We start from the raw sequence: 21,933 nt of genomic DNA on the forward strand, positions 1-21,933 counted from the left end.
GAGTAAATGGACGCACTTTCGCAGTTGTTTTATTTGCACGGTATTGGTTATGAGTTTACTAAATACACGGGCGAGCAGGTTATATTTAGCGAAGACACGCGCAAACGTGCCTTACAATGTTGTGGCGTAAATACTGATGATGGGCACCAAATCGCACAGCTTAATTATCAATTAGATGTTGCGCCTTGGTTAGAATTATCGCCCGATACCAGCTTAGTGAATTTAACTGATAACCTTTTTTATATTCGTATAGATGAGCGTCAGCTTGATTTACCTGTTGCAATAAGGTTGCCAAAGTTAAATGTCACTTTTGAACGTGCTAACTTACATAATTTGGCCATCACTGGCGATTACTATGTACATGGCGTGCGTTATATTGAAGTGGCAGTGCCTTTAGGAGTTATTCCGGTAGGTTATCATCAGGCGCGGGTTAGTGTAGGGGAGCAAAGCAAAGAGATTCAATTGTGGGCCATCCCAGAAAAAGTTTTTCAAGTAGATGATACTAAGCGCACTGGGCTTTCGCTGCAGTTGTACACGGTTAAAAATAAAGCAGGCCTAGGTATAGGGGATTTTAATGATTTACTAGAGCTATGTGATTTATGTGCACAGCAGCACTTGGACTACATATTACTTAATCCATTACATTTGTTGTTTGCACAGCAAAGTGATCGAGCTAGCCCCTATAGCCCTAATAGCCGTGCGTTATTAAATCCTTTGTACATTTCTGTTGAGCTTTCAGCTGATGGTAAAAATAACCCGCAGTTAAATGCTTTGTTACACAGTGATGAGGTAAAAGCGCTTTTAAACTGCAATGAACAGTTTATAAATTATGAAAAAGTAAGTGCAGTTAAATATGCATTATTTAAAGCGCTATTTAGTCATTTTGAAGCACATGCCAGCGCTTCACGGCGCGATGAGTTTGCACAGTTTTGCAAACAAAACGCCCAGACCCTAACTACGCTAAATTCAGCCAATCCTACTTTTGATTACTATTTACAATGGCAAGCTAAATTACAATTAAGCCACTGCCAGCAGCATTGTTTAGATAAAGGCATGGCAATAGGTTTAATTAATGACCTTGCTGTTGGTTGTGCAGGAGATGGCGTTGAGTATCAATCTCAGCAATCACTTTTTAGTAATAATGCCAATGTTGGCGCGCCGCCAGACCCATGGGCGCAAGCAGGGCAAAATTGGGGATTGCCTGCGCTTAACCCGCAACAATTAAAAAATGATCATTTTGCCTTTTATCGCTCACTTATTCGCGCAAACATGCAAGGCGTTGGGGGGTTGCGCATTGATCACGTTATGGCACTAAGGCGCTTATGGTGGTGCTTTGAAAATAATCATACACAAGATGGCTGTTATGTTTATTACCCTTTCGAGCACTTATTGGCTATTTTAAAAATAGAGTCTCACCTTAATCAGTGCATAGTAATAGGAGAAGACTTAGGCATAGTCCCGCCCGAGGTTAAACACGCACTTGCTGTAAGTGGCATTTATTCAAATAGTTTATTTTATTTTGAAAAACAACATGATGGCGAGTTTCTTCCGTTACAACAATTACCTAAGCATTGTTTAATTATGATAGCCAATCATGACGTACCGCCATTTTGCGGCTGGTGGCAAACAGATGATTTAGATATTAAACGCCAGTATCAGCTTATTGATGATCAGCAGTACCAACAGCAACTGCTCGAACGACAACAAGAAAAACAACGATTACTGCGTTTTATACGATTACATAGCGCAGAGCAACTTAGCGAAACGAGTGATGCTATGTGTGTTTACGGTGAACTTGCCAAAGCACTTGCACAGAGTGATAGCCGTTTATTTGCACTTCAGCTTGATGATTTAGATAAACAAACGTATCCGGTGAATATACCCGGTACTAATACCGAATACCCAAATTGGCGCCGTGTTTTAACGCACTCATGTAACGATATTTTTAAAAATAATGCCAGTACCTTGGCTGCAGTTAATTCAATAAGGAAAGGATATGAGTAGTACCGCACCAAAGGTTTCATTACAGACCCATTACGACGCACAGGTAACTGCACTGCAAGGCGGCAGATTTAAAGACCCTTTTAGTTTTTTAGGGGCGCATGCCTATAAAAATGGCTACGAAATACGCGTGTATTTACCCGCAGCAAAAAATGTAAATATTATTATCAATGATAAAAAAGTAATTGCTAAGCGTTATAACAACAGCGATTTATTCATTGCAGCAAGCAACGAAATGCCCGCGCAACCTTATAAATGTGAGGTTGACTATGCAGAGTCAGCATTATGCTTTTACGATGAATATAGCTTTTCAAGTAGCCTAGATACGGATGCAATGTATTTATTTAACGAAGGCAGTTTAGAGCATGCATATAAACATTTAGGCGCACACTTTATTAACCAACAAGGGATTAATGGCGTGCGTTTTTGTGTGTGGGCGCCTAATGCAGCCAGTGTGTCTGTTATAGGCGAATTTAACCTTTGGCAAGCTAACCGCCATTACATGCGCTTTCATCCTGCGTGTGGTGTGTGGGAGCTTTTTATCGCTGGGCTTCAGCCCGATACCTGTTATAAATTTTCTATTGTGACACAGCAAGGCGATGTACTTGAAAAAGCAGATCCATTCGCCTTTAAAATGCAGCAAGCCCCAGGTACAGCTAGTGTGTTACAACAACAAGCAGCGGCTATTACCCTAAGTGATAGCGAGCTTAAAAATCGTCAAAAGCGTAACCATATAGACGCGCCAATCAGTATTTACGAAGTGCACTTAGGCTCGTGGCAACGGGCTGAAGAAAACCGCTATTTAAGCTATAGCGAGCTTGCCGACAAACTGGTTAATTACACCCTTGAAATGGGCTTTACCCATATTCAATTAATGCCAATAAGTGAATACCCGTTTGATGGCTCGTGGGGTTATCAGCCGGTGGGGTTATTTGCACCAACTAGTCGCTTTGGTGATTACTCCAGTTTTAAGTACTTTGTTCAGCGGTGCCACAAAGCAAACTTAGGTGTGCTACTTGATTGGGTGCCTGGGCATTTTCCTAGTGATCCGCATGGTTTACACCACTTTGACGGCACGCATTTATTTGAACATGCCGATATTCGACAAGGCTTTCACCCTGATTGGAACACCTATATTTATAATTACGACCGCCCGGAGGTTAAAAGCTTTTTAATTTCTAATGCGATGTATTGGCTAGAGCAATTTGGTCTTGATGGTCTGCGCGTAGATGCGGTGGCTTCCATGCTTTATTTAGATTACAGCCGTAAAGCAGGGCAGTGGGTTGCTAATTGTTATGGCGGGCGAGAAAACCTAGGCGCTATTGAGTGCTTAAAGCAGGTAAATTTGCGTAGTTATAAAAATAATACAGGCATTATGATGGTAGCTGAAGAGTCGACCGCGTGGCCAGGAGTTACTCAAAGTGTTGAACATAATGGCTTAGGTTTTGGTTACAAATGGAATATGGGGTGGATGAACGACAGCCTTCATTATATGCAGCACGATCCGCTTTATAGGCAGCACCACCATCACGAAATGACGTTCTCTATGGTGTACGCATTTAGCGAAAATTACATTTTACCGCTAAGTCATGACGAAGTTGTACATGGTAAAGGTTCGCTAATTGAAAAAATGCCCGGTGATGATTGGCAAAAATTTGCCAATTTACGGGCGTATTACGCATTTATGTGGGCGCACCCAGGTAAAAAGCTGCTGTTTATGGGCGGCGAAATAGCACAGCGAAAAGAGTGGGATCACAACCATTCTATTGATTGGCATTTGCTAGAGCATAAAAGCCACCGCGGTATACAAAACACTGTACAAGCGCTCAATACTGTTTATAAGCAGTCACCTGCATTGTATGAACTCGACTCAAGCCCTGCGGGTTTTGAATGGATAGATAACAACAATAACGAGCAAAGTATATTTAGTTTTGTACGTTATGCTAAAAATGCCCACGACTTTATTGTCGTAGTGGCAAACTTTACGCCTGTTTCTTATCAAGAGTATGAAATTGGAGTACCCGTAGCGGGTAAATACAAGGTTATTTTAAACACCGATGATGACGCTTTTTTTGGCTCAGGCATTAAAGTAACAGCAAACAAAAACGCCACGGTTAGTAGTGTAGAGGCAAGCGCTCATGGCTTTTCGCATAGCATTAAAATTGCTATTGGCGGCCTAACGACTATTTATTTACAAAAGGTTGAAGATGAGTAATCGATTTGAGGTTTCACATGGGCAACCACAGCCACTTGGCGCAACTATTTGCAGTGGCGGCGTTAACTTTAGTTTGTACGCACCTAAAGCAACACAAGCTTATGTGTGCTTATTTGATAAAAGCGGGCACTCTGAAATATTAAAAGTAACCATGCATATCAACGAAGGCGGTATATGGACAGCTTATGTTGCGCCATTAGATGAAGGCGCATTGTATGGTTATCGCATAGAGGGAGAGTACAATCCCGAAAAAGGCCTGCTATTTAACGAACACAAATTACTCCTTGACCCATATGCAAAAGATTTATTTGGCGAATTTACATGGAGTGAGCGTCATTATGGGCAAATGCCAATTGGTACTAAAAGCACGGTTAACAATGCCATTGATATACCTAAATCGCGTGTCATTAACAGCCAGCCTTATAAACATAAAAAGCCAAACCATAGCTGGTGTAATACCGTTATTTATGAGTGCCATGTAAAAGGAACCACGTGTCGACATCCTAATATACCTAAAAATTTGCAAGGCAAGTTTTTAGGTTTAAGCCATCCTAATTTTATTGAGCATTTGCATAATTTAGGGGTTACCACACTAGAGTTACTCCCTGTACATGCTTTTATAAGTGAGCAATTTTTAACAGCAAAAGGGCTACAAAATTATTGGGGCTACAACACGCTCAATTTTTTTACTCCGCATAAAGATTATTTGGTTAATGACGACATTAACGAATTTAAACAAATGGTTAGCGAGCTTCATAAAGCGGATATAGAGGTTATTTTAGATGTGGTTTATAACCACACCGCAGAAGCAGGGACTGATGGGCCTATATTATCGCTCAGAGGGCTAGATAACCTCGCTTACTACCGTACGGTTGCTGACAAGCCTCAGGTGTACATAAACGATACAGGCTGTGGTAACACCATTAATATTGACCATCCTAAAACTTTAAAGCTGGTACTAGACAGCTTACGTTACTGGGTACAAGTAATGGGAGTTGACGGCTTTAGATTTGATTTAGCTACTATTTTAGGTAGAAATACTCATGGTTTTAATACCGCTCATGCGTTTTTTCAAGCCATTGAACAAGATCCTGTTTTAAGCTGTGTAAAGCTTATCAGTGAGCCTTGGGATATAGGGCCAGGAGGCTACCAACTGGGCGCATTTCCAGCTCCCTGGCGAGAGTGGAATGACCAATACCGCGATGTAATACGCCGTTTTTGGCAAAGCGAGGAAGGTGTTATTGCAAATGTGGCAAAACGGATTCATGGCTCATTTGATATTTTTGAGCACAGCCAGCGCGGGCCACTCAATAGCATTAACTTTATTACCAGCCACGATGGTTTTACGCTTGCTGATTTAGTCAGTTACGAGCACAAACATAATGAAGCGAATGGCGAGCAAAATCGTGATGGTCATAGTGCTAATCATTCAACCAATTGTGGTGTTGAAGGGTTTACAAATGATGCCAAAGTTATTGCTCTAAGACTGCAACAACAAAAGAACTTTTTACTTACGCTGATACTCTCAAAAGGGGTCCCTATGATTGCCTCAGGCAGTGAAATGGGGCACTCGCAAGGGGGGAATAATAATGCATATTGTCAAAATAACCGCACCAGTTGGTTAGCATGGAAAGACTCGCAGCTAAATCATTCACTAATCCGATTTATTGATGATGCATTAAAAATAAGACGCGGCCACAGTGCCTTTAAACACAGTGTGTTTTCAGAAGATATTGACGAGCGCTTTACGGTTAAATGGTTTACCGAGCAAGGCGTAAAAATGACAAACGAGCATTGGCACGAGCCGCAAAGGCAGTTTTTGATGTACAGCTTGTTAGATAAGCAAAATAAATATGCCTTATTGATCATTTTAAATGCGAGTAAAAAAACAGTTTTTTGTAAGTTACCCCCATCGCCTATAGCGGCGCAATGGGACATGGTTTTATCTAGTGTACATAACGCATCGCTCAGCAATAAAGAGGATGCAATAGTCGAAATTTCAGCACAGAGTAGCTGGGTTTTTAGTGCAAATTTAGAGGACGAAGGTCATGTCTAAGCAAGACGAAAATGTGTGTGTGGTAAAAGGGTGGCAAGAGGCCCCTGTAATTGATGAAAGCACTTTAAAAGATGATTTAACTCGGCATTTTTACTACAGTTTAGGGCGTGACAAAGTGGGTGAGTCGCAACTGTACTTATACCACGCGTTAGCACTGACAATCAGAGATCGGCTTGTTGCACGCTGCAGAGAAACCAAACAACAGATCAAGCAAGAAAAACGCCGTAAAACAGCCTACCTATCGCTAGAATTTTTAATGGGTAGAGCACTTGGTAATGCAATTTTAAACCTCGATTTAGACGAGCAAGTCTCCAGTGCCCTACAAGAATATTGCACCACAATTGAAACCGTAGCCCAAGCAGAGCACGATGCGGGCCTAGGCAATGGTGGTCTTGGGCGTTTAGCTGCTTGCTTTTTAGATAGCTGTGCAAGCCTTGCGCTCCCCGTGGTTGGTTACGGTATTCGCTACGAATACGGCATGTTTAACCAATCATTAAAAAATGGTCACCAAGTTGAGCAACCTGATAACTGGCTTCGTGAGGGGCACCCTTGGGAACTTGCCGCACCTGAGCAATCGCAACGTGTGAAGTTTTTTGGTCATGTACAAAGTTATACCGACAAACATGGGCGAGAGCACCGTCAATGGGTTGGTTGTCACGACGTATTGGCCGTGCCATATGATGTGCCTATTCCTGGTTATAAAAACGATATTGTTAATACGCTAAGGCTATGGAAATCAGAAGCGACCGACGAATTTAATTTAACCGAGTTTAATGCGGGGAGTTATTCAGAAGCCGTAGCACAAAAAAACTTAGCAGAACAAATCACAATGGTGCTTTACCCAAATGACAGCAGTGAAAATGGTAAAGAGCTTAGATTACGCCAACAGTACTTTTTATCATCTGCGAGCATTCAAGATATCGTATCGCAATGGGTTGAACAGTACGGCGAAGACTTTAGTGACTTTGCTGCACATCATGTATTTCAATTAAATGATACGCACCCTAGTATTGCCGTGGCAGAGTTGATGCGCATTTTGGTTGATGACTACGAGCTTGATTGGGATAAAGCGTGGGAAATTACAACCAGCACAATGGCTTACACTAACCACACATTATTGCCAGAGGCATTAGAAAAATGGTCGGTGCCACTTTTTGCAAAACTACTGCCACGAATTTTAGAAATTATTTATGAAATAAATGCCCGCTTTTTAGCGCAAGTGGCCCAGCATTGGCCTGGTGATGTAAGCAAACAGCGTGCGCTGTCGTTAATTGAAGAAGGCGACGTGCCGCAAATACGCATGGCTTATTTAGCGATTGTGGGTAGCTATTCGGTAAATGGTGTGGCCGCACTACATACTCAACTTTTAAAAGAAGGGCTATTTAAAACCTTTTATGAGCTTTGGCCTAATAAATTTAATAATAAAACCAATGGGGTTACGCCAAGGCGTTGGTTAGCACACTGCAACCCAGCCTTGAGCAAGTTAATTACAGAAAAAATTGGCTCAAAATGGGTTAGCGACTTTGCAGATATTAGCCAATTACGCCGCTACTTTGACGACAGGACGTTTCATCAGCAATGGCAAAATGTTAAACGCGAAAACAAACAACGTCTTGTCGATTTAGTGAAGGAGCGCTGTGGTGTTGATTTTGACGTGGATATGATGTTTGACGTACAAGTTAAACGTATTCACGAATACAAGCGCCAGCTATTAAATGTGCTTCATGTTATTCATTTATATGACCGTATACGCCGAGGCGATACCACAAACTTAGTACCTCGTTGTGTGCTGCTAGGAGGTAAAGCTGCCCCTGGTTACTACATGGCTAAAAAAATAATTAAGCTCATTAATAATGTCGCTGAAGTTATTAATAAAGACCCACTTGCAGCACCTTATTTACGAGTTGCGTTTTTGCCAAATTATAATGTGACCGCAATGGAAACTATTTGCCCTGCAACCGATTTATCAGAGCAAGTTTCGACCGCAGGTAAAGAAGCTTCAGGCACTGGCAACATGAAGTTTATGATGAATGGCGCGCTTACTATTGGTACGTTAGATGGGGCTAATATTGAAATTAGAGACGCTGTTGGCGCTGATAACTTCTTTTTGTTTGGTGCGCAGGCTCATCAAATTGATGATATTAAATCGCGTTATAACCCTTCTCATTTAATAGAGCAAAACAGCGACCTAAGCCATGTAATGCAGTTACTCGAAAGCGGGCAGTTTAACCTGTTTGAGCCTAATTTATTTGACGACATTATTAACGCTATTAAAAGCCCTCACGATCCTTGGTTGGTTGCACATGACTTTGAAAGCTATGTAGTAGCGCAAAAGCAGGTAGAGGCCGCGTATCAAGACCAAACGCATTGGACGCAAATGAGTATTTTAAATACGGCCGCAAGTGGCATATTTTCAAGTGATAGAACCATAAGCCAATATAGTGAAGATATTTGGCACTTAACCCCCCTAACTATTAGTGAAACAGACTTACACGCAACTACGAGCCATGCCACTAAGAGCACAGACTAAACGGAGAGAGTATTATGCCTAGTTATGCAAATCGTTACATAAGTAGCTTAACCCGAGATACGTACGCGTTAATACTGGCTGGAGGACGCGGCTCACGCTTACACGAATTGACAGATTGGCGCGCTAAGCCCGCTGTTTATTTTGGCGGTAAGCACCGTATTATCGATTTTCCATTATCAAATTGTATTAATTCCGGTGTGAGGCGTGTAGGCATAGCCACACAATATAAATCGCACTCTTTGATTCGCCATGTTAATCGCGCATGGGGCCATTTTAAAAAGGAATTAGGGGAGTCGGTTGAAATTTTACCCGCTTCTCAGCGTAATGGTGATGAGTGGTATTGTGGGACTGCCGATGCGGTTTTTCAAAACATGGATATTATTCGCCACGAACTGCCAAAATATGTGATGATTTTGTCAGGCGATCACGTTTATAGAATGGATTACGGCGCTCTATTAGCCGAGCATGTGCAAAAAGGCGCCGACATGACCGTATGTTGCCTCGAAGTACCTGTTGAAGAGGCCGCAGATACATTTGGGGTAATGACTGTTGATGAAAAAAATCGGGTGTGTCGCTTTGATGAAAAACCCGCCATCCCCAGCTCTGTCCCTGGTAAGCCTGGAACCTGCTTAGCTTCTATGGGTAACTATGTGTTTAATACCGAGTTTTTATTTGAGCAGCTAAAAAAAGATGCAGACAATGAAGGTTCTGGCCGCGATTTTGGGCACGATATTATTCCGGCAATTATAGAAGAGCACAGTGTGTATGCGTTTCCGTTTAGAGATCCCATGCAAGAAGGGCAACCTTATTGGCGCGATGTAGGAACGTTAGACTCATTTTGGGAAGCCAATATGGAATTGGTAATGCCCGAGCCACAGCTAGATTTATACGATCCAACATGGCCTATTTGGACCTACCAAGAACAGCTGCCACCGGCTAAGTTTATTTTTGATGATGAAGATAGACGCGGTATGGCGGTAGACTCTACGGTATCGGGAGGGTGCATTGTATCAGGCTCGGTGGTTAGAAAATCATTGCTGTTTTCTAACGTGCATGTGCGCTCATTTTGTGAAATTGAGCAATCGGTTATTTTACCTGGGGCTGTTATTAATCGTCATTGTAAAATTAGGCGAGCCATAATTGATAGAAGCTGTGAAATACCCGCCGGACTTGAAATTGGCTACGATAGAAAAGCCGATGAAGAAAATGGCTTTAGGGTGTCTAAAAAAGGCATAGTGCTTGTGACCCGTGATATGCTCACTGAACTTGCTAAAAAGCTTGAGCGTCAAGCACACGAAAATAAAAAGTTCGCTTAAAATCGGATGCGAATAACAAAGGTTAAGGAAGTAGTAAATAAATGCATGTATTAATGGTTGCCGCAGAAAACGATGCTTTACCAAACGCTAAAGTGGGCGGGGTAGCAGATGTAGTCAGAGATGCCCCAAAAGCACTAGCCGCACAAGGCGTGAGCGTAGATGTTGTTATTCCTGATTATGGGTTTGAGCAACTGCAACGTGAATATATAGGTGATGTCACTGTTATATTTAGAGCGCAGCCGCAGGTATTATCTTTATTTAAAATAAGTGATGACAACACACACATTAATCAATTTGTTATTTCGCACCCACTGTTTAGCCAATCGGGTTCGGTGTATTGTAATGACGAACCCGGGCGACCTTTTGCAACAGATGCAACCAAATATGCATTATTTAGTGCCGCAATATGTGAAGTGTTACTACAGGGATTATTAAAGCGCCCTCAAGCACTGCATCTTCACGATTGGCACAGCGCGTGTGTTGCCGTGTTATTAAAATTTGATAAACGCTACGATACGCTTGCTAATTTACATATTGCCTACACCGTTCATAATTTAGCACTGCAAGGGATCAGGCCTTTTAAACACGACGACTCGAGTTTAGAAGCCTGGTTTCCTTCGTTAGGTTATAACGGGCAACATTTGTGTGACCCTCGTTACCCACACTGCTTTAACCCTATGCGCAGTGCTATAAATTTGGCAGATAAAGTGCATTTAGTCTCACCTACTTACAGTACTGAGGTACTTAAGCCGAGTAATTATCAGCAAGGTTTTTTTGGTGGTGAAGGTTTAGAGCTTGATTTACAAAATCAATCGGCTCAAGGCAAGGTGGTGGGAATATTAAATGGCTGTGAATACCCTGAGCAAATCCCTGAGCAGGTTACTTTATCGCTTTTGTATGAGCGTATTGAACATACCTTATTTAATTGGATGACAAAACATGAGCAGCTTGAAACGAGCTACTATGTTGCGCATCAGCGCATGCTGCAGTTTAAAAACACGCCAATAGATGGGCCCCTAGTAACAAGTGTTGGCAGGTTGACTGAACAAAAGGTGTTATTACTTTGCCAGCAGTATGGGGGCGAATTAGCGCTTGATACAGTATGTGAAATAATTAACCGTTTTAATGGTCGTATAATTATTTTAGGCTCAGGTGACAAAGCCCTTGAGAGTATTTTCACCAAGGCCATGGCACGTAATGCAAACTTGTTGTTTTTAAAAGGGTATGGGCAAGGTATTGGCGATAGCTTATATGAGCTTGGGGATTTATTTTTAATGCCAAGCTCGTTTGAGCCTTGCGGAATTAGTCAAATGCTTGCTATGCGCGCAGGGCAACCTTGTTTAGTACACAGTGTTGGTGGTTTAAAAGACACAGTAAGCCACAACGACAATGGCTTTGTATTTTCTGGCTGCTCGTTAAATGAACAAGTTGATGGATTAATGACATGCTTAACTGAAACCCTTAGCTTAAAACAGCAAAATCCTAAGCAATGGAGTAAAATTAAAGCTAATGCTAAAGGTGCACGTTTTTCGTGGGAAACGGTCGCTGCTGATTATATTTCAAGCATGTATTGCTAAATCATTAAAATTAAACGCAGTCGAAGTGACATTTATACCTATTTAGGCTATTAATTACTTAGTTTGAGTATAAAAATAAGAAGTAGGTAATGTGTCTGTATTTGTTGCAAGGCAAGCAATATTCAATCGTAAGCAAAATGTAGTTGCTTACGAGCTTTTATTTCGTAATAGTGCTGAAAACTTTTTTCCCGAAATAGAAGAAGGTCAAGCTACTGCTCGCCTAATAATGGAAAACCAGCTTAATTTAGGCACCCGCCATATAACCTCAGGTAAAACGGCATTAATAAATATAGGGCCTGACTCTTTAAAACACAATTTATGTGACTTTTTACCCTGTAAAGATGTGGTCATTGAGCTGTTAGAAACCATTGAACCCACTGACGATAATTACCAGCTTTGCAGAGAGCTTTTTCATAAAAATTATAAACTCGCATTAGATGACTTTGTTTATAACGAACAATGGGAGCGTTTTTTAAAGTTTATTAAGCTAGTAAAGTTTGATATTGCGCAAACGCCTTTAACTGATATTGCCGAGATTGTAGAAAAGTTAAAACAGCATAAAAAAATAAAAATATTAGCAGAAAAAATAGAAACCCAAGCCGATTATTACCAAGCGCATAAAATGGGGTTTGATTACTTTCAAGGCTATTTTTTTGCCAAGCCCACAATGCACGAACAGCAAGACATTGATTATAACTATGCCTTAGTTGTGGCTATTTACGCGCAAGTAATGAAACCCAGCCCAGATATAAATCAAATTACTGCGCTCTTTGAAGCTGATGCCGCCTTGGCTTATAAGCTTATGCGGCTAATTAACAGTGGTGTTTTTCCAATTCAGAGTAAAATATCATCTATTAAGCAAGCATTAGTGTATTTAGGGTATGAGCGTTTAAAAAAGTTTGTCAGTTTAATTGTTACCGCACATACCGCGGGTAAAAAGCCAGCAGAATTAATGCAAGTGTGCGTAGTAAGAGCGCGGTTTTGTGAGCTACTAGCAAAGCAGGTATCTAAACCGCTTGCGGGAGAGGCATTTTTAACTGGCTTGTTCTCACTTTTAGATGCAATACTTGATCAACCAATGAGTTTATTAGTTGAAAAGTTACCTTTTCCTGATGATATTAAAGCGGCGTTATTAAACGAAAAAAACACACTGTATTATATTTTAAATGTAGTAAAAGCCTATGAAACAGGTAGCTGGTGGACATTAGAAAAAGCCGTTATATTACTTAATGTTAAAAGTGATGTGCTGCCAGGGTTATATAATCAAGCCGTAGATTGGGCAGATAATTATAAAAATAATAGTTAAAGGACAGCAACCGCTCATTATGCGAAATTATAATATGGACTTTATTCGCGGCATTGCCGTGCTTTGCTTAGTGTATATGAATGGCTATGCGTTTGGCTTAATGGATTATAGCTATATTCCTTTATCTACCCCGCCTTTTAGCGACTCCATTATCCATGCTGTGAGTGTTTTTTTTGTTGATGGCCGATTTAGAACGCTGTTTAGCTTACTGTTTGGGGCAGGGCTTTATATTCAATGGCAAAAAGTTAAATCAACAGCACCTTTAAAAGCACGATTGCGTTGGCTTATCATTTTTGGTTTAGCCCATGGTTTTTTACTGTGGGCTGGCGACATTTTATTTTTGTACGGTGTATCTGGCTGGTTTGTTCTAAAATATTTGCAAAGTAATAATCAACTGCTTGTAAAAAGGGCGGGGGAGTTTCTATTAATTGGTTGTGTAGCAACGGCGTTGGTGCTTTTTAGTGCGCCAGATGAGGTAATTTATCGTGATTCAGCACAGTATATCGATTTATATAGCCCGCATTACAGCGATTACTTTTTGAGTAATCTAGGTATGAATATATTAATGCTGGTTGCTATTCCTATCATGATCATGTGGCTGTGCGTAGGGCTAATGCTGATAGGCATCTATTTATATAAAAATGAGGTTTTTAGTAAAGGCTTAACCAAGCCTCAACTTATTGTTTGTATAGCTGGCGCCTTTATTTTTTCAGGCATGAGGCTTTATGCGTCAAAGTTTACAGGGGGAGCAGGTTACGCCATACAAGAGTTTATAAATACCTTTGCCGCACTATTCATGGCTGTATTTTATATTCATCTCATCGTTAAGTTTTGTAATAATCGTACCCATGTGGGCCGGCTTATCCAGCAAGCTGGGCGCTTAGCTTTTACCTTATATATTTGCCAAACACTTATGCAGCTGCTGCTTTATAAAGTATTGTATCCGCAGTGGGTATTAAGTTTTAACCGAATAGACTATTGGTTAGTCGCGACCGGCCTGGTTAGCATGCAGCTATTACTTACAACTTTATATTGTCGCTATTATGAGCAAGGGCCGCTGGAATATGTTTGGCGAAAGTTAACTCAAGCAAAAATCGCAAAAATTAATGCGTAAAGGTTTAAATTAGGGGCGAAAAATAATGGCGTGTGGTTTACACTAGTCGCCTTTAAAATTAGGACCATTAAGTGCCATGACCGAATTAAAACGTTTAAATAAATTTATTAGTGAAACAGGTTTTTGTTCACGCCGTGAAGCCGATAAATATATTGAGCAAGGTCGTGTAACGGTTAATGGTAATACGCCTGAAATGGGCGTAAAAGTGGCAGATACCGATACTGTTTTAGTGGATGGAAAACCGCTGCGCGAAAAACCTAAGCGTGTCTATATTGCGTATAATAAGCCAGTGGGTATTACCTGTACCACCGAGAGTAAAATTCAAAGTAATATTGTAAAAGCTGTTAACTACCCCACCCGTATATTTCCTATCGGTCGTTTAGATAGACCTTCTGAAGGACTCATCTTTTTAACCAATGAAGGCGATATCGTAAATAAAATTTTGCGAGCGGGTAATAATCACGAAAAAGAATACGTGGTGACAGTTGATAAACCACTAAACCGCCAGTTTGTGAGCAAAATGGCTAACGGTATTCCTATTTTAGATACCATTACAAAAAAATGTAAAGTGACGCAAACAGCGCCGCAAGAGTTTAAAATTGTGCTTACGCAGGGGTTAAACCGCCAAATTCGTCGTATGTGTGAATACCTAGGTTATGAAGTGGTGACCCTTAAACGTACCCGCATTATGAATGTAACGTTAAAGGGCTTGAAAGTAGGCCAGTGGCGACATTTAACCGACGTAGAAATGGCGCAAATTAATGACTCCATTGCTGATTCGGGTAAAACACAAGAGCATTCGGTTGATACCAATAAGCAAAATGCCAATAATAAAGGCGAGCCTAAAAAACGTGATTTTCAGGGTGAAAACCCACGTGCCTTTAATAATGAGCGAGGTACTCGCACTCAAAGGAGTAACACCCCCTTTCAAAAGCGTTCAACTACCTATGTAGGTAAAGGGGGCGTAATTAAAAATACTCAAAGCGATAGCAAAAACGCAAATAACAAAAAGTCATCAAACGGTAAAGCGCGTTCATCTGGCACATTAAGTTTAAAAAAATAGCGTGGGCACTTACCACTGTATTTGATGCACAACATGACCAAGTGGGCTTTTAACGCCCACTATGTTTATTTTCTCATTTTTTAGCCGCTTTAATTTATGTTTATCTAAATACCACCTAAATGAGCGCTTTCTGTAAGTTTGTAAATCAAGCACAAGCAGTTTTGCGCAGCTGTATTCGTAATCACTCGGGCACGCCTCTACAGCAAGTAGCTGGTACTCTTGCTGCCAGCTATTATCACTATAATAATAAGTCCAAAGCTTTACAGAAATACAAAAACTAGCCCACAGCCATAAATAAACCAAAACCGGTATAAACAAAATACCCAGCCAGCCCCTAAGCTTTCCATCGTGCTATAGGGCCTGTTGACCTTTCAGGATTAAAATTTGTTCAAACTAGGGGCGATTTAATCGCGGCGCGAGGTTTGTAACCTAGTGGGCTAAGTAAAAACCGAGCAACAAAGAGTAAATTGCCCCTAGACAGAACCCTTCGGGCAGCGCATGTTTGGCACTTATGCTGCGTTATCGCCTATTTATGGGGAATAACCACACTACATAGGCTCTGCCTTGCCTAAATGCCAAACACACTGCTGCAAATTTAACCTCGAAAGATAAACAGGCCCTAAATAATCTTTAAAATTTGATTTAAAGGTTATGCATGCGTTGTACTTTTTATATCCGTACATACCTGCTGCAATACTAATTACTACTGACAAAGCAGGAAGCAGCTTATGTGTTAAAAAATCATAAGCAGTATTGGCAATAAAGGGGGGATCGAGATTTTCATCCCAAGCAATAAAAAATAGGGGAGGGAGTAGTAAGCTCGCGGTAATGATTATTCTAAAAAGTTGTTTTGCTGTCATTTGAAGGGTTATTTATAAAACACAACGCCAATATAAAGTAAAAAAAGCCCTAAATAAACGGCTAATGCAGATACGCTGTTTTTAGAGCGCAGCCGTTTAATTAAATCGTAAGTACCGCCAAACATGCCTGTTATTACCAGCGCAATACCGCCCGTGAAACGGTAGTTGTTTAAATCTACATTGCCATTTTCGTCGCTTATAAAACGAAAATAGCCAAAGAGAATACATATACAGCCTAATATTAGTATGAGCGTGCTTATTATGTCCATCTTTAACCTCGGTTTAAATAATAAAAAACGCAGCTACGGTGAGGTAAGCTGCGTTTTAGACGTCCTGTATGGCTTTTAAATTACTTTCTAGGCTCGTAGTCTATTCTAAATACAACAGTATAAAGCACAGGCACAACAATAAGCGTAAGTATGGTGGCAAAGCCTAAACCAAACATAATAGTTACCGCCATTGACTGGAAGAACACGTCAAATAACAGCGGGATCATACCTAAAATGGTGGTAATAGCCGCCATGGCTACAGGGCGTACACGGCTAACGCCCGATTCAAACACAGCTTGATAAGGCGATTTACCATCGCGAAGTTCAAGGTTTATTTGATCAACCAACACAATGCCGTTTTTAATCAGCATTCCGCTTAAACTCAGTAATCCAAGTAGCGCCATAAAGCTAAATGGTGCATTCATTATTAACATCCCCGCACTCACACCAATAATGGCCAGTGGCACGGTAGCCCAAATAACTAAAGGCTGTTTAAGTGAATTGAACAGCAGTACGGTTACCGCAAACATCGCTAAATAACCCAGCGGTAATGAGCCAAATATAGCGGCTTGCGCATCCGATGACGACTCATACTCGCCGCCCCATTCTAATGTGTAGCCACGTGGTAATTCTATTGCCTCTACAGGCCCACGCACGCGAGCAAAAAGCTTGGCGGCAGTTTCATCGCCTAATACGTTTTGATCAGCCATTACCGTTATTGTGCGCTTTCTGTCGCGGCGCATAATTAGGCTGTCTTCCCATTCAACTACAAATTCGTCAACCACTTGTGTTACCGGCACAAATACACCCAGTACTGGGCTGTATATTTGTAAATCGTGAACGCTTTCTACATTTAGGCGCTCATTTGCCGGTGAGCGAGCAATAATTGGCAGTAGTTGTGTACCATCGCGGTATACACCCACTTGCTTGCCCGACAAGCTAGTAAGCAGTACATCATCAAGGTCTGACTTACTAATACCTAAGCGGCGCGCTTTTTGTTCGTTAAATTGTGGGCGAATCATTTTAGTGCGTGCACGCCAATCATCACGAATATTATAAGCGCCGTCATCCTGTGCGATAACTTCTTCAGCTTGGGCGGCTAATTGTCTCAGTATTACCGGATCAGGGCCTGTAAAACGCGCTTCAATTTTAGCATCGGTTGAGGGGCCAATTTCCATGGGCTTAATTTTAAGCTCAGCTGAAAGGGGCGTACTTTGAGAGTATTCACGCACTTTTTGCATTACTACAGCCACCGCCTCGCGGTTTTTTACTCTTATAATGAGCTGCCCGTACGATGAGTACGACTTTTGTGGTGCATAAGTAAGCATAAAGCGCGGAGCACCTTGGCCGGTTGTACTGGTTATTTCTTCAACTAGCTCTTCTTTTTGAAGGTAGTTTTCAAGCTTTTTAATTTCCTCGAGCGTTGCTCTTATGTCGGAGCCTTGTTGCTGCCAGTAATCTACATAAAACATAGGCGTGTTAGAGGCAGGGAAAAACGATTGTTTAACCGCACCAAAACCAACCACTGCCGAGCAAAGGAGTACAACCATTAGCACAAGCGTGGTTTTACGATAATGCATAGACACATCTAAAAGTGCTTTATAGCCGGTAAAAATAAAGCCTTGGTATGGGTCGTCATCTTCCTCTTCGCCCTCAGCATTTTTACCTTTTTTAAACTCATCTTGTTTAAACATTAAATTTGCAAAAAATGGCGTAAGCGTAATAGCGGTGACCCAGCTTAATAAAAGCGATATAAACAACACCCAAAATAAGCTACCCGCAAATTCACCGGTCGCATCAGAGCTTAAGCCAATAGGGGCAAACGCTGTAATACCAATAACCGTAGCGCCTAGTAGCGGCCATTTAGTTTGTTCTACAATATTAACCGCCGCTTTTAACTTAGTTTGGCCACGCTTTAAATTTATTAATATGCCTTCGGTTACTACTATGGCGTTATCTACCAGCATACCTAGGGCAATAATAAGTGCGCCCAGAGAAATACGTTGTAGGTCTATGGCAAACAACTTCATAAATATAAAGGTGCCTAGAACGGTTAGTAATAAAATCCCGCCAATTAAAATACCGCTTTTTAACCCCATAAATATAAGCAGTACCACAATTACAATGGCAATCGCCTCTACTAGGCTGACAATAAAGCCATCTACCGATTTTTCTACTTCTTTAGGTTGGTTATAGACCGACTTTACATGTATGCCATGTGGTCGCTGATATTCAAGCTCTGCTAAGTGCTCGTCAATACGTTTACCTACCTCAACTACGTTCACGTTATTCATAAACGAAACGCCAATTAAAAGCGCTTGTTCTGAGTTGTAGCGAATAACATTACTGGGTACTTCTGCGTATTCCCTAAATACTTTGGCTACATCACCTAAGTAAATAAGCTCGCTAGCACCGGGTTTTGATATAAGTAGGGTTTCGAGTTCTTTAACATCTTTAAATTCGCCGGTTGGGTGAAAGCGTATAGACTCATCGCCCACTCTAATTTTACCTGCGTTAGAGACTGTATTTTGAGATTGCAGTAAACCAAAAATATGGCTTGGGGCAATACCAAGCTGCGCTAATTTGCGGGTAGACACTTCAACCATAACTTGCGGTTGTTGTTCACCTGCAATGGTTACTTTACTCACGCCTTTAACGAGTACAAGTTCACGCTTTAAGTAATCGGTGTAATCTTTAAGTTCATCATAAGAGTAGCCATCGCCGGTAACCGCATACATAACGCCGTATACATCGCCAAAGTCATCTAAAATGGTGCTTGGGTAAACGCCACTTGGGAGTGAAGGTGCTAAGTCGTTAATTTTACGGCGCATTTCATCCCAAATTTGGCGCAGCTGATCTTTACGGTAGGTGCTTTTCATTTCTACCGATATTTGCGACTTACCATTTGATGAAATAGAGGTTACATAATCAACGTAGGGAAGTTGCTGAATCGCATTTTCGATAGGAAAGGTGACCTCTTCCTCTACTTGTTGTGGTGATGCACCCGGATACATAGTAATAACCATGGCGGTTTTAAGCGTAAACTCTGGGTCTTCTAGTTGGCCTAAATCAAAGTACGACACACTCCCGCCAATTAACAGCAGTAGTGCAAACATCCAGCTAATTACTTTTTTCTCTATGGAGAGTTGTGCAAAGCTCATAATTATAAGCCTCGCTCTTTATTCCATGGGCGTACTTTCATGCCTTCATCTAATGAGTGCACGCCAGCAGAAACGACAATTTGCCCTTCTTTAACACCGCTCAATACTTCAATGCCATCGCGGTGTACTTGACCGACTTTAACGGCTTGCTTGTTAACAACGCCGGTCTCTGGGTTATATATCCACACATAGGCGTTATCCGACACGCTTTCTTTCGCTTCAGAAAAAACCGACTCGACCGGTAAAATAGTGTAAGCCACTTGTGAGCTGGTTACTTTTGATAAATCGATAAATACACGGCCCGTCATACCTGCAAGTAAGTTAAAGTCTTTAGGTACTGGCAACGAAAAAACAACTTTGTAGGTAAGTGTTGTCGGATCGGCCTGCGTATCCCACTCTTTTAAATCAAGGGTGTACTCTTTATTGTCATAACCGTCAAATACAACGGTAGGGTGGTAGTCGCTGCCTTTTTTAATGCGCGCTATTATTTTTTCAGGCACTTGGATTTCTACATCCATTAAATCGCGGGTTTCTAGGCGTAAAATGTTTTGTTTAGCTTGAATATTTTCAAAGTTTTTAACAAATACTTTGGCTACAGTCCCTGCAAATGGGGCGCGTAGTTCGCTGTATTCTAGGTTGGTTTCGGCAATTTTAAAGGCAGACTCTGCCACTTGCATATTAGCCAATGCTTCATCGTATTCTGATTGACTGGCGATTCTTTTCTCAAGGAGTTGTTCAATACGACCAAGTTGTGATTTAGCAAGCTCATAGCGAGCTTTTCTATCATCGTACTGTAATTGGAAGTCTTCTGGGTCGAGCTTTGCTAAAAGCTGCCCTTTTTTAACTTCTTCCCCAGCTAAAACCGGAAACTCTACCAATTCACCATTAACTCTAAAAGCTAAGTACGAGCCTTGGTTTGCAACTACCTCAGCAGGAAAACTGCGTACATTTGTTTGCGAATCATGTCCTATATTAAATAACTTAACAGGCCTAATGGGCTCTTCTTTTACTTGCTTTTCAGGCTCTGAACAGGCCATTAATGTAAGTAAAGTCGTAGTAAGTATACATAGACGAAAGAGTTTCATGTCTTCTCCGTGGCAATGATGGGCAAAATAATTAAGTGCAGGATACGCTGCAACCATATAAAATAAAATTCATTAAATTTTAGAAACAGTATAAGTTTTATTTATGATTATATTGAGCGCAGTATGAAGCTGAATCAATTACAAATTTTAGATGCCATTGTACAAAGTGCAAGTTTAAGTGGCGCGGCGCTTAAATTACATAAAACTCAGCCTGCACTTACACTTGCTATAAAAAATCTTGAAGCAAAAATTGGCTTTGAATTACTCGATAGAAGTAAGTACCGATTACAGTTAACTGAAAAAGGGCGTGTTTTTCACCGCGAAGCACAACAGTTATTACATGCAAATGATGAGCTAGCGCAGCTTGCTAAAGAGCTTGCACTGGGTAATGAGCCTCAATATAGAATTTGCTACGAGCAAATTTGTCAAAAAGACAGTTATAACGAGATCATAAGTAATACTTTTAGACTATTTAAGCGTACAGAGTTTAATTTAACCAGCGGCAAACGCTTTGTTTCTTTAGAGCAAGTAAATGGCGGCCAAGTAGAGCTAGGCATAGGACCTTGGTTTGATTTATTTCATGCAACAGGGCACTTAGAGAGCTTACCTATTGGTAAATTAAACATTGGTATTATTGCATCAACCAATACATATCCTAAGCACATGACCTTTAATGAGCTACAAAATTACCCGTGTTTAGCCATGTTTGAAAGTGACTTAAGCATAGACAGTGACAAACTTTCGTATTCTAAAGGTTCTGCCTTAATGAAGATTGACGATGTAAGCAATTTAAAGTCGTTTTTGCTACAAGGTGCTGGCTGGGCAATGATGAATATAGACTATTGCGCCCCTGAAATAGAAGCCGGGCTGTTGCAGCAAATAAAGATAAACGACAGAGAGGATGAGTTTGGTATAGAAGTGCGTGCATTTAGGCGTGATGCAATCCATCATGGCCCTGTTGCGCGCTCTATTTGGGAGCAATTTAAAGTACTCAGTGAGGCGTACGTGAATGAGCGCTGATATCGATAAAGAAACCCTCATCTACACTATCATTGCAAATATACCAGCAGGTTTTGTAGCAAGTTATGGGCAAGTAGCAACGCTTGCCGGTTATCCGCAAAATTCACGCCTAGTAGGGCGCCTGCTAAAGCAAATGCCTGATGATTCTGTTATACCCTGGCACCGTGTGGTAAATAGCCAAGGAAAAATATCGTTTCCCGAAGGCAGTGATAAATACCAAGAACAACGCCAAAAACTGCTATTAGAAGGTGTTAGTTTTAAGAATAAAAAAGTGAATATGCGCGAGTGTAGGTGGGAGTGATATGACCATTACGGGCAGATTAATGCCAGAGTAGTTCGGATAAGCGAAGTGCCATCCGA

At 41.1% G+C, this 21,933-nt stretch carries 16 protein-coding genes; 11 read left to right on the top strand and 5 right to left on the bottom strand.

Features of this window, described 5'->3' with window-relative positions; all coding sequences use genetic code 11:
• The first annotated feature begins 6 nt into the window (after window positions 1-6).
• The 9 genes from malQ to rluF all read left to right on the top strand — a co-directional run bounded on the left by malQ (window position 7) and on the right by rluF (window position 15,178).
• The gene (gene malQ, locus QUE46_RS18780; RefSeq protein WP_286247986.1) at window positions 7-2,004 is read left to right on the top strand and encodes a 4-alpha-glucanotransferase; all 1,998 of its coding nucleotides are present in this window, start codon (window positions 7-9) and stop codon (window positions 2,002-2,004) included.
• The gene (gene glgB, locus QUE46_RS18785) at window positions 1,997-4,216 is read left to right on the top strand and encodes a 1,4-alpha-glucan branching protein GlgB (RefSeq protein ID WP_286247988.1); all 2,220 of its coding nucleotides are present in this window, start codon (window positions 1,997-1,999) and stop codon (window positions 4,214-4,216) included. The genes malQ and glgB overlap by 8 nt, the downstream gene beginning before the upstream one ends.
• Window positions 4,209-6,272, top strand: a complete 2,064-nt coding sequence (glgX, locus tag QUE46_RS18790) for a glycogen debranching protein GlgX (RefSeq protein WP_286247990.1) — start codon at window positions 4,209-4,211, stop codon at window positions 6,270-6,272. The genes glgB and glgX overlap by 8 nt, the downstream gene beginning before the upstream one ends.
• Complete coding sequence (locus tag QUE46_RS18795) at window positions 6,265-8,802, top strand: glycogen/starch/alpha-glucan phosphorylase (protein WP_286247992.1); 2,538 nt, start codon at window positions 6,265-6,267, stop codon at window positions 8,800-8,802. Before glgX ends, QUE46_RS18795 begins: the two co-directional genes overlap by 8 nt.
• 14 nt (window positions 8,803-8,816) lie before the next feature.
• Window positions 8,817-10,118, top strand: a complete 1,302-nt coding sequence (gene glgC, locus QUE46_RS18800) for a glucose-1-phosphate adenylyltransferase (protein WP_286247994.1) — start codon at window positions 8,817-8,819, stop codon at window positions 10,116-10,118.
• Between the two features lie 41 nt (window positions 10,119-10,159).
• Window positions 10,160-11,695 (top strand): glycogen synthase, encoded by a 1,536-nt coding sequence (locus QUE46_RS18805; RefSeq protein ID WP_286247996.1) that lies wholly within the window; start codon window positions 10,160-10,162, stop codon window positions 11,693-11,695.
• Between the two features lie 91 nt (window positions 11,696-11,786).
• On the top strand, window positions 11,787-13,001 hold the full coding sequence (locus QUE46_RS18810) for an EAL and HDOD domain-containing protein (protein WP_286247999.1): 1,215 nt from the start codon (window positions 11,787-11,789) through the stop codon (window positions 12,999-13,001).
• Window positions 13,002-13,035: 34 nt separating this feature from the next.
• Window positions 13,036-14,115 carry a DUF418 domain-containing protein gene (locus tag QUE46_RS18815; protein ID WP_286249265.1) on the top strand — a complete coding sequence of 360 codons (1,080 nt, stop codon included), beginning with the start codon at window positions 13,036-13,038 and terminating at the stop codon, window positions 14,113-14,115.
• Window positions 14,116-14,191: 76 nt separating this feature from the next.
• On the top strand, window positions 14,192-15,178 hold the full coding sequence (gene rluF, locus QUE46_RS18820) for a 23S rRNA pseudouridine(2604) synthase RluF (RefSeq protein WP_286248001.1): 987 nt from the start codon (window positions 14,192-14,194) through the stop codon (window positions 15,176-15,178).
• A 9-nt stretch (window positions 15,179-15,187) separates the two neighbouring features.
• On the opposite strand, the gene QUE46_RS18825 is transcribed toward rluF, so the two are convergent.
• From QUE46_RS18825 to QUE46_RS18845, 5 genes are all read right to left on the bottom strand, one after another.
• A complete protein-coding gene (locus QUE46_RS18825) occupies window positions 15,188-15,496 on the bottom strand; it encodes a hypothetical protein (protein ID WP_286248003.1) in 309 nt (102 codons plus the stop codon).
• Window positions 15,497-15,726: 230 nt separating this feature from the next.
• Window positions 15,727-16,038: a hypothetical protein gene (locus QUE46_RS18830; protein WP_286248005.1), complete on the bottom strand. Its 312-nt coding sequence runs from the start codon at window positions 16,036-16,038 to the stop codon at window positions 15,727-15,729.
• Between the two features lie 8 nt (window positions 16,039-16,046).
• Window positions 16,047-16,307: a MetJ regulator of methionine regulon gene (locus QUE46_RS18835; protein WP_286248007.1), complete on the bottom strand. Its 261-nt coding sequence runs from the start codon at window positions 16,305-16,307 to the stop codon at window positions 16,047-16,049.
• 80 nt (window positions 16,308-16,387) lie between these two features.
• Window positions 16,388-19,468: an efflux RND transporter permease subunit gene (locus QUE46_RS18840; RefSeq protein ID WP_286248012.1), complete on the bottom strand. Its 3,081-nt coding sequence runs from the start codon at window positions 19,466-19,468 to the stop codon at window positions 16,388-16,390.
• Window positions 19,469-19,470: 2 nt separating this feature from the next.
• Complete coding sequence (locus tag QUE46_RS18845; protein WP_286248014.1) at window positions 19,471-20,553, bottom strand: efflux RND transporter periplasmic adaptor subunit; 1,083 nt, start codon at window positions 20,551-20,553, stop codon at window positions 19,471-19,473.
• Between the two features lie 123 nt (window positions 20,554-20,676).
• Between QUE46_RS18845 and QUE46_RS18850 the strand changes: the two genes are divergently transcribed.
• Window positions 20,677-21,573 (top strand): LysR family transcriptional regulator, encoded by an 897-nt coding sequence (locus QUE46_RS18850; protein WP_286248016.1) that lies wholly within the window; start codon window positions 20,677-20,679, stop codon window positions 21,571-21,573.
• On the top strand, window positions 21,563-21,874 hold the full coding sequence (locus tag QUE46_RS18855; RefSeq protein WP_286248019.1) for an MGMT family protein: 312 nt from the start codon (window positions 21,563-21,565) through the stop codon (window positions 21,872-21,874). The genes QUE46_RS18850 and QUE46_RS18855 overlap by 11 nt, the downstream gene beginning before the upstream one ends.
• Window positions 21,875-21,933: the final 59 nt, after the last annotated feature.

The organism is Pseudoalteromonas sp. MM1, assembly GCF_030296835.1.
In the GTDB taxonomy this organism is placed as follows: Bacteria; Pseudomonadota; Gammaproteobacteria; order Enterobacterales; family Alteromonadaceae; genus Pseudoalteromonas.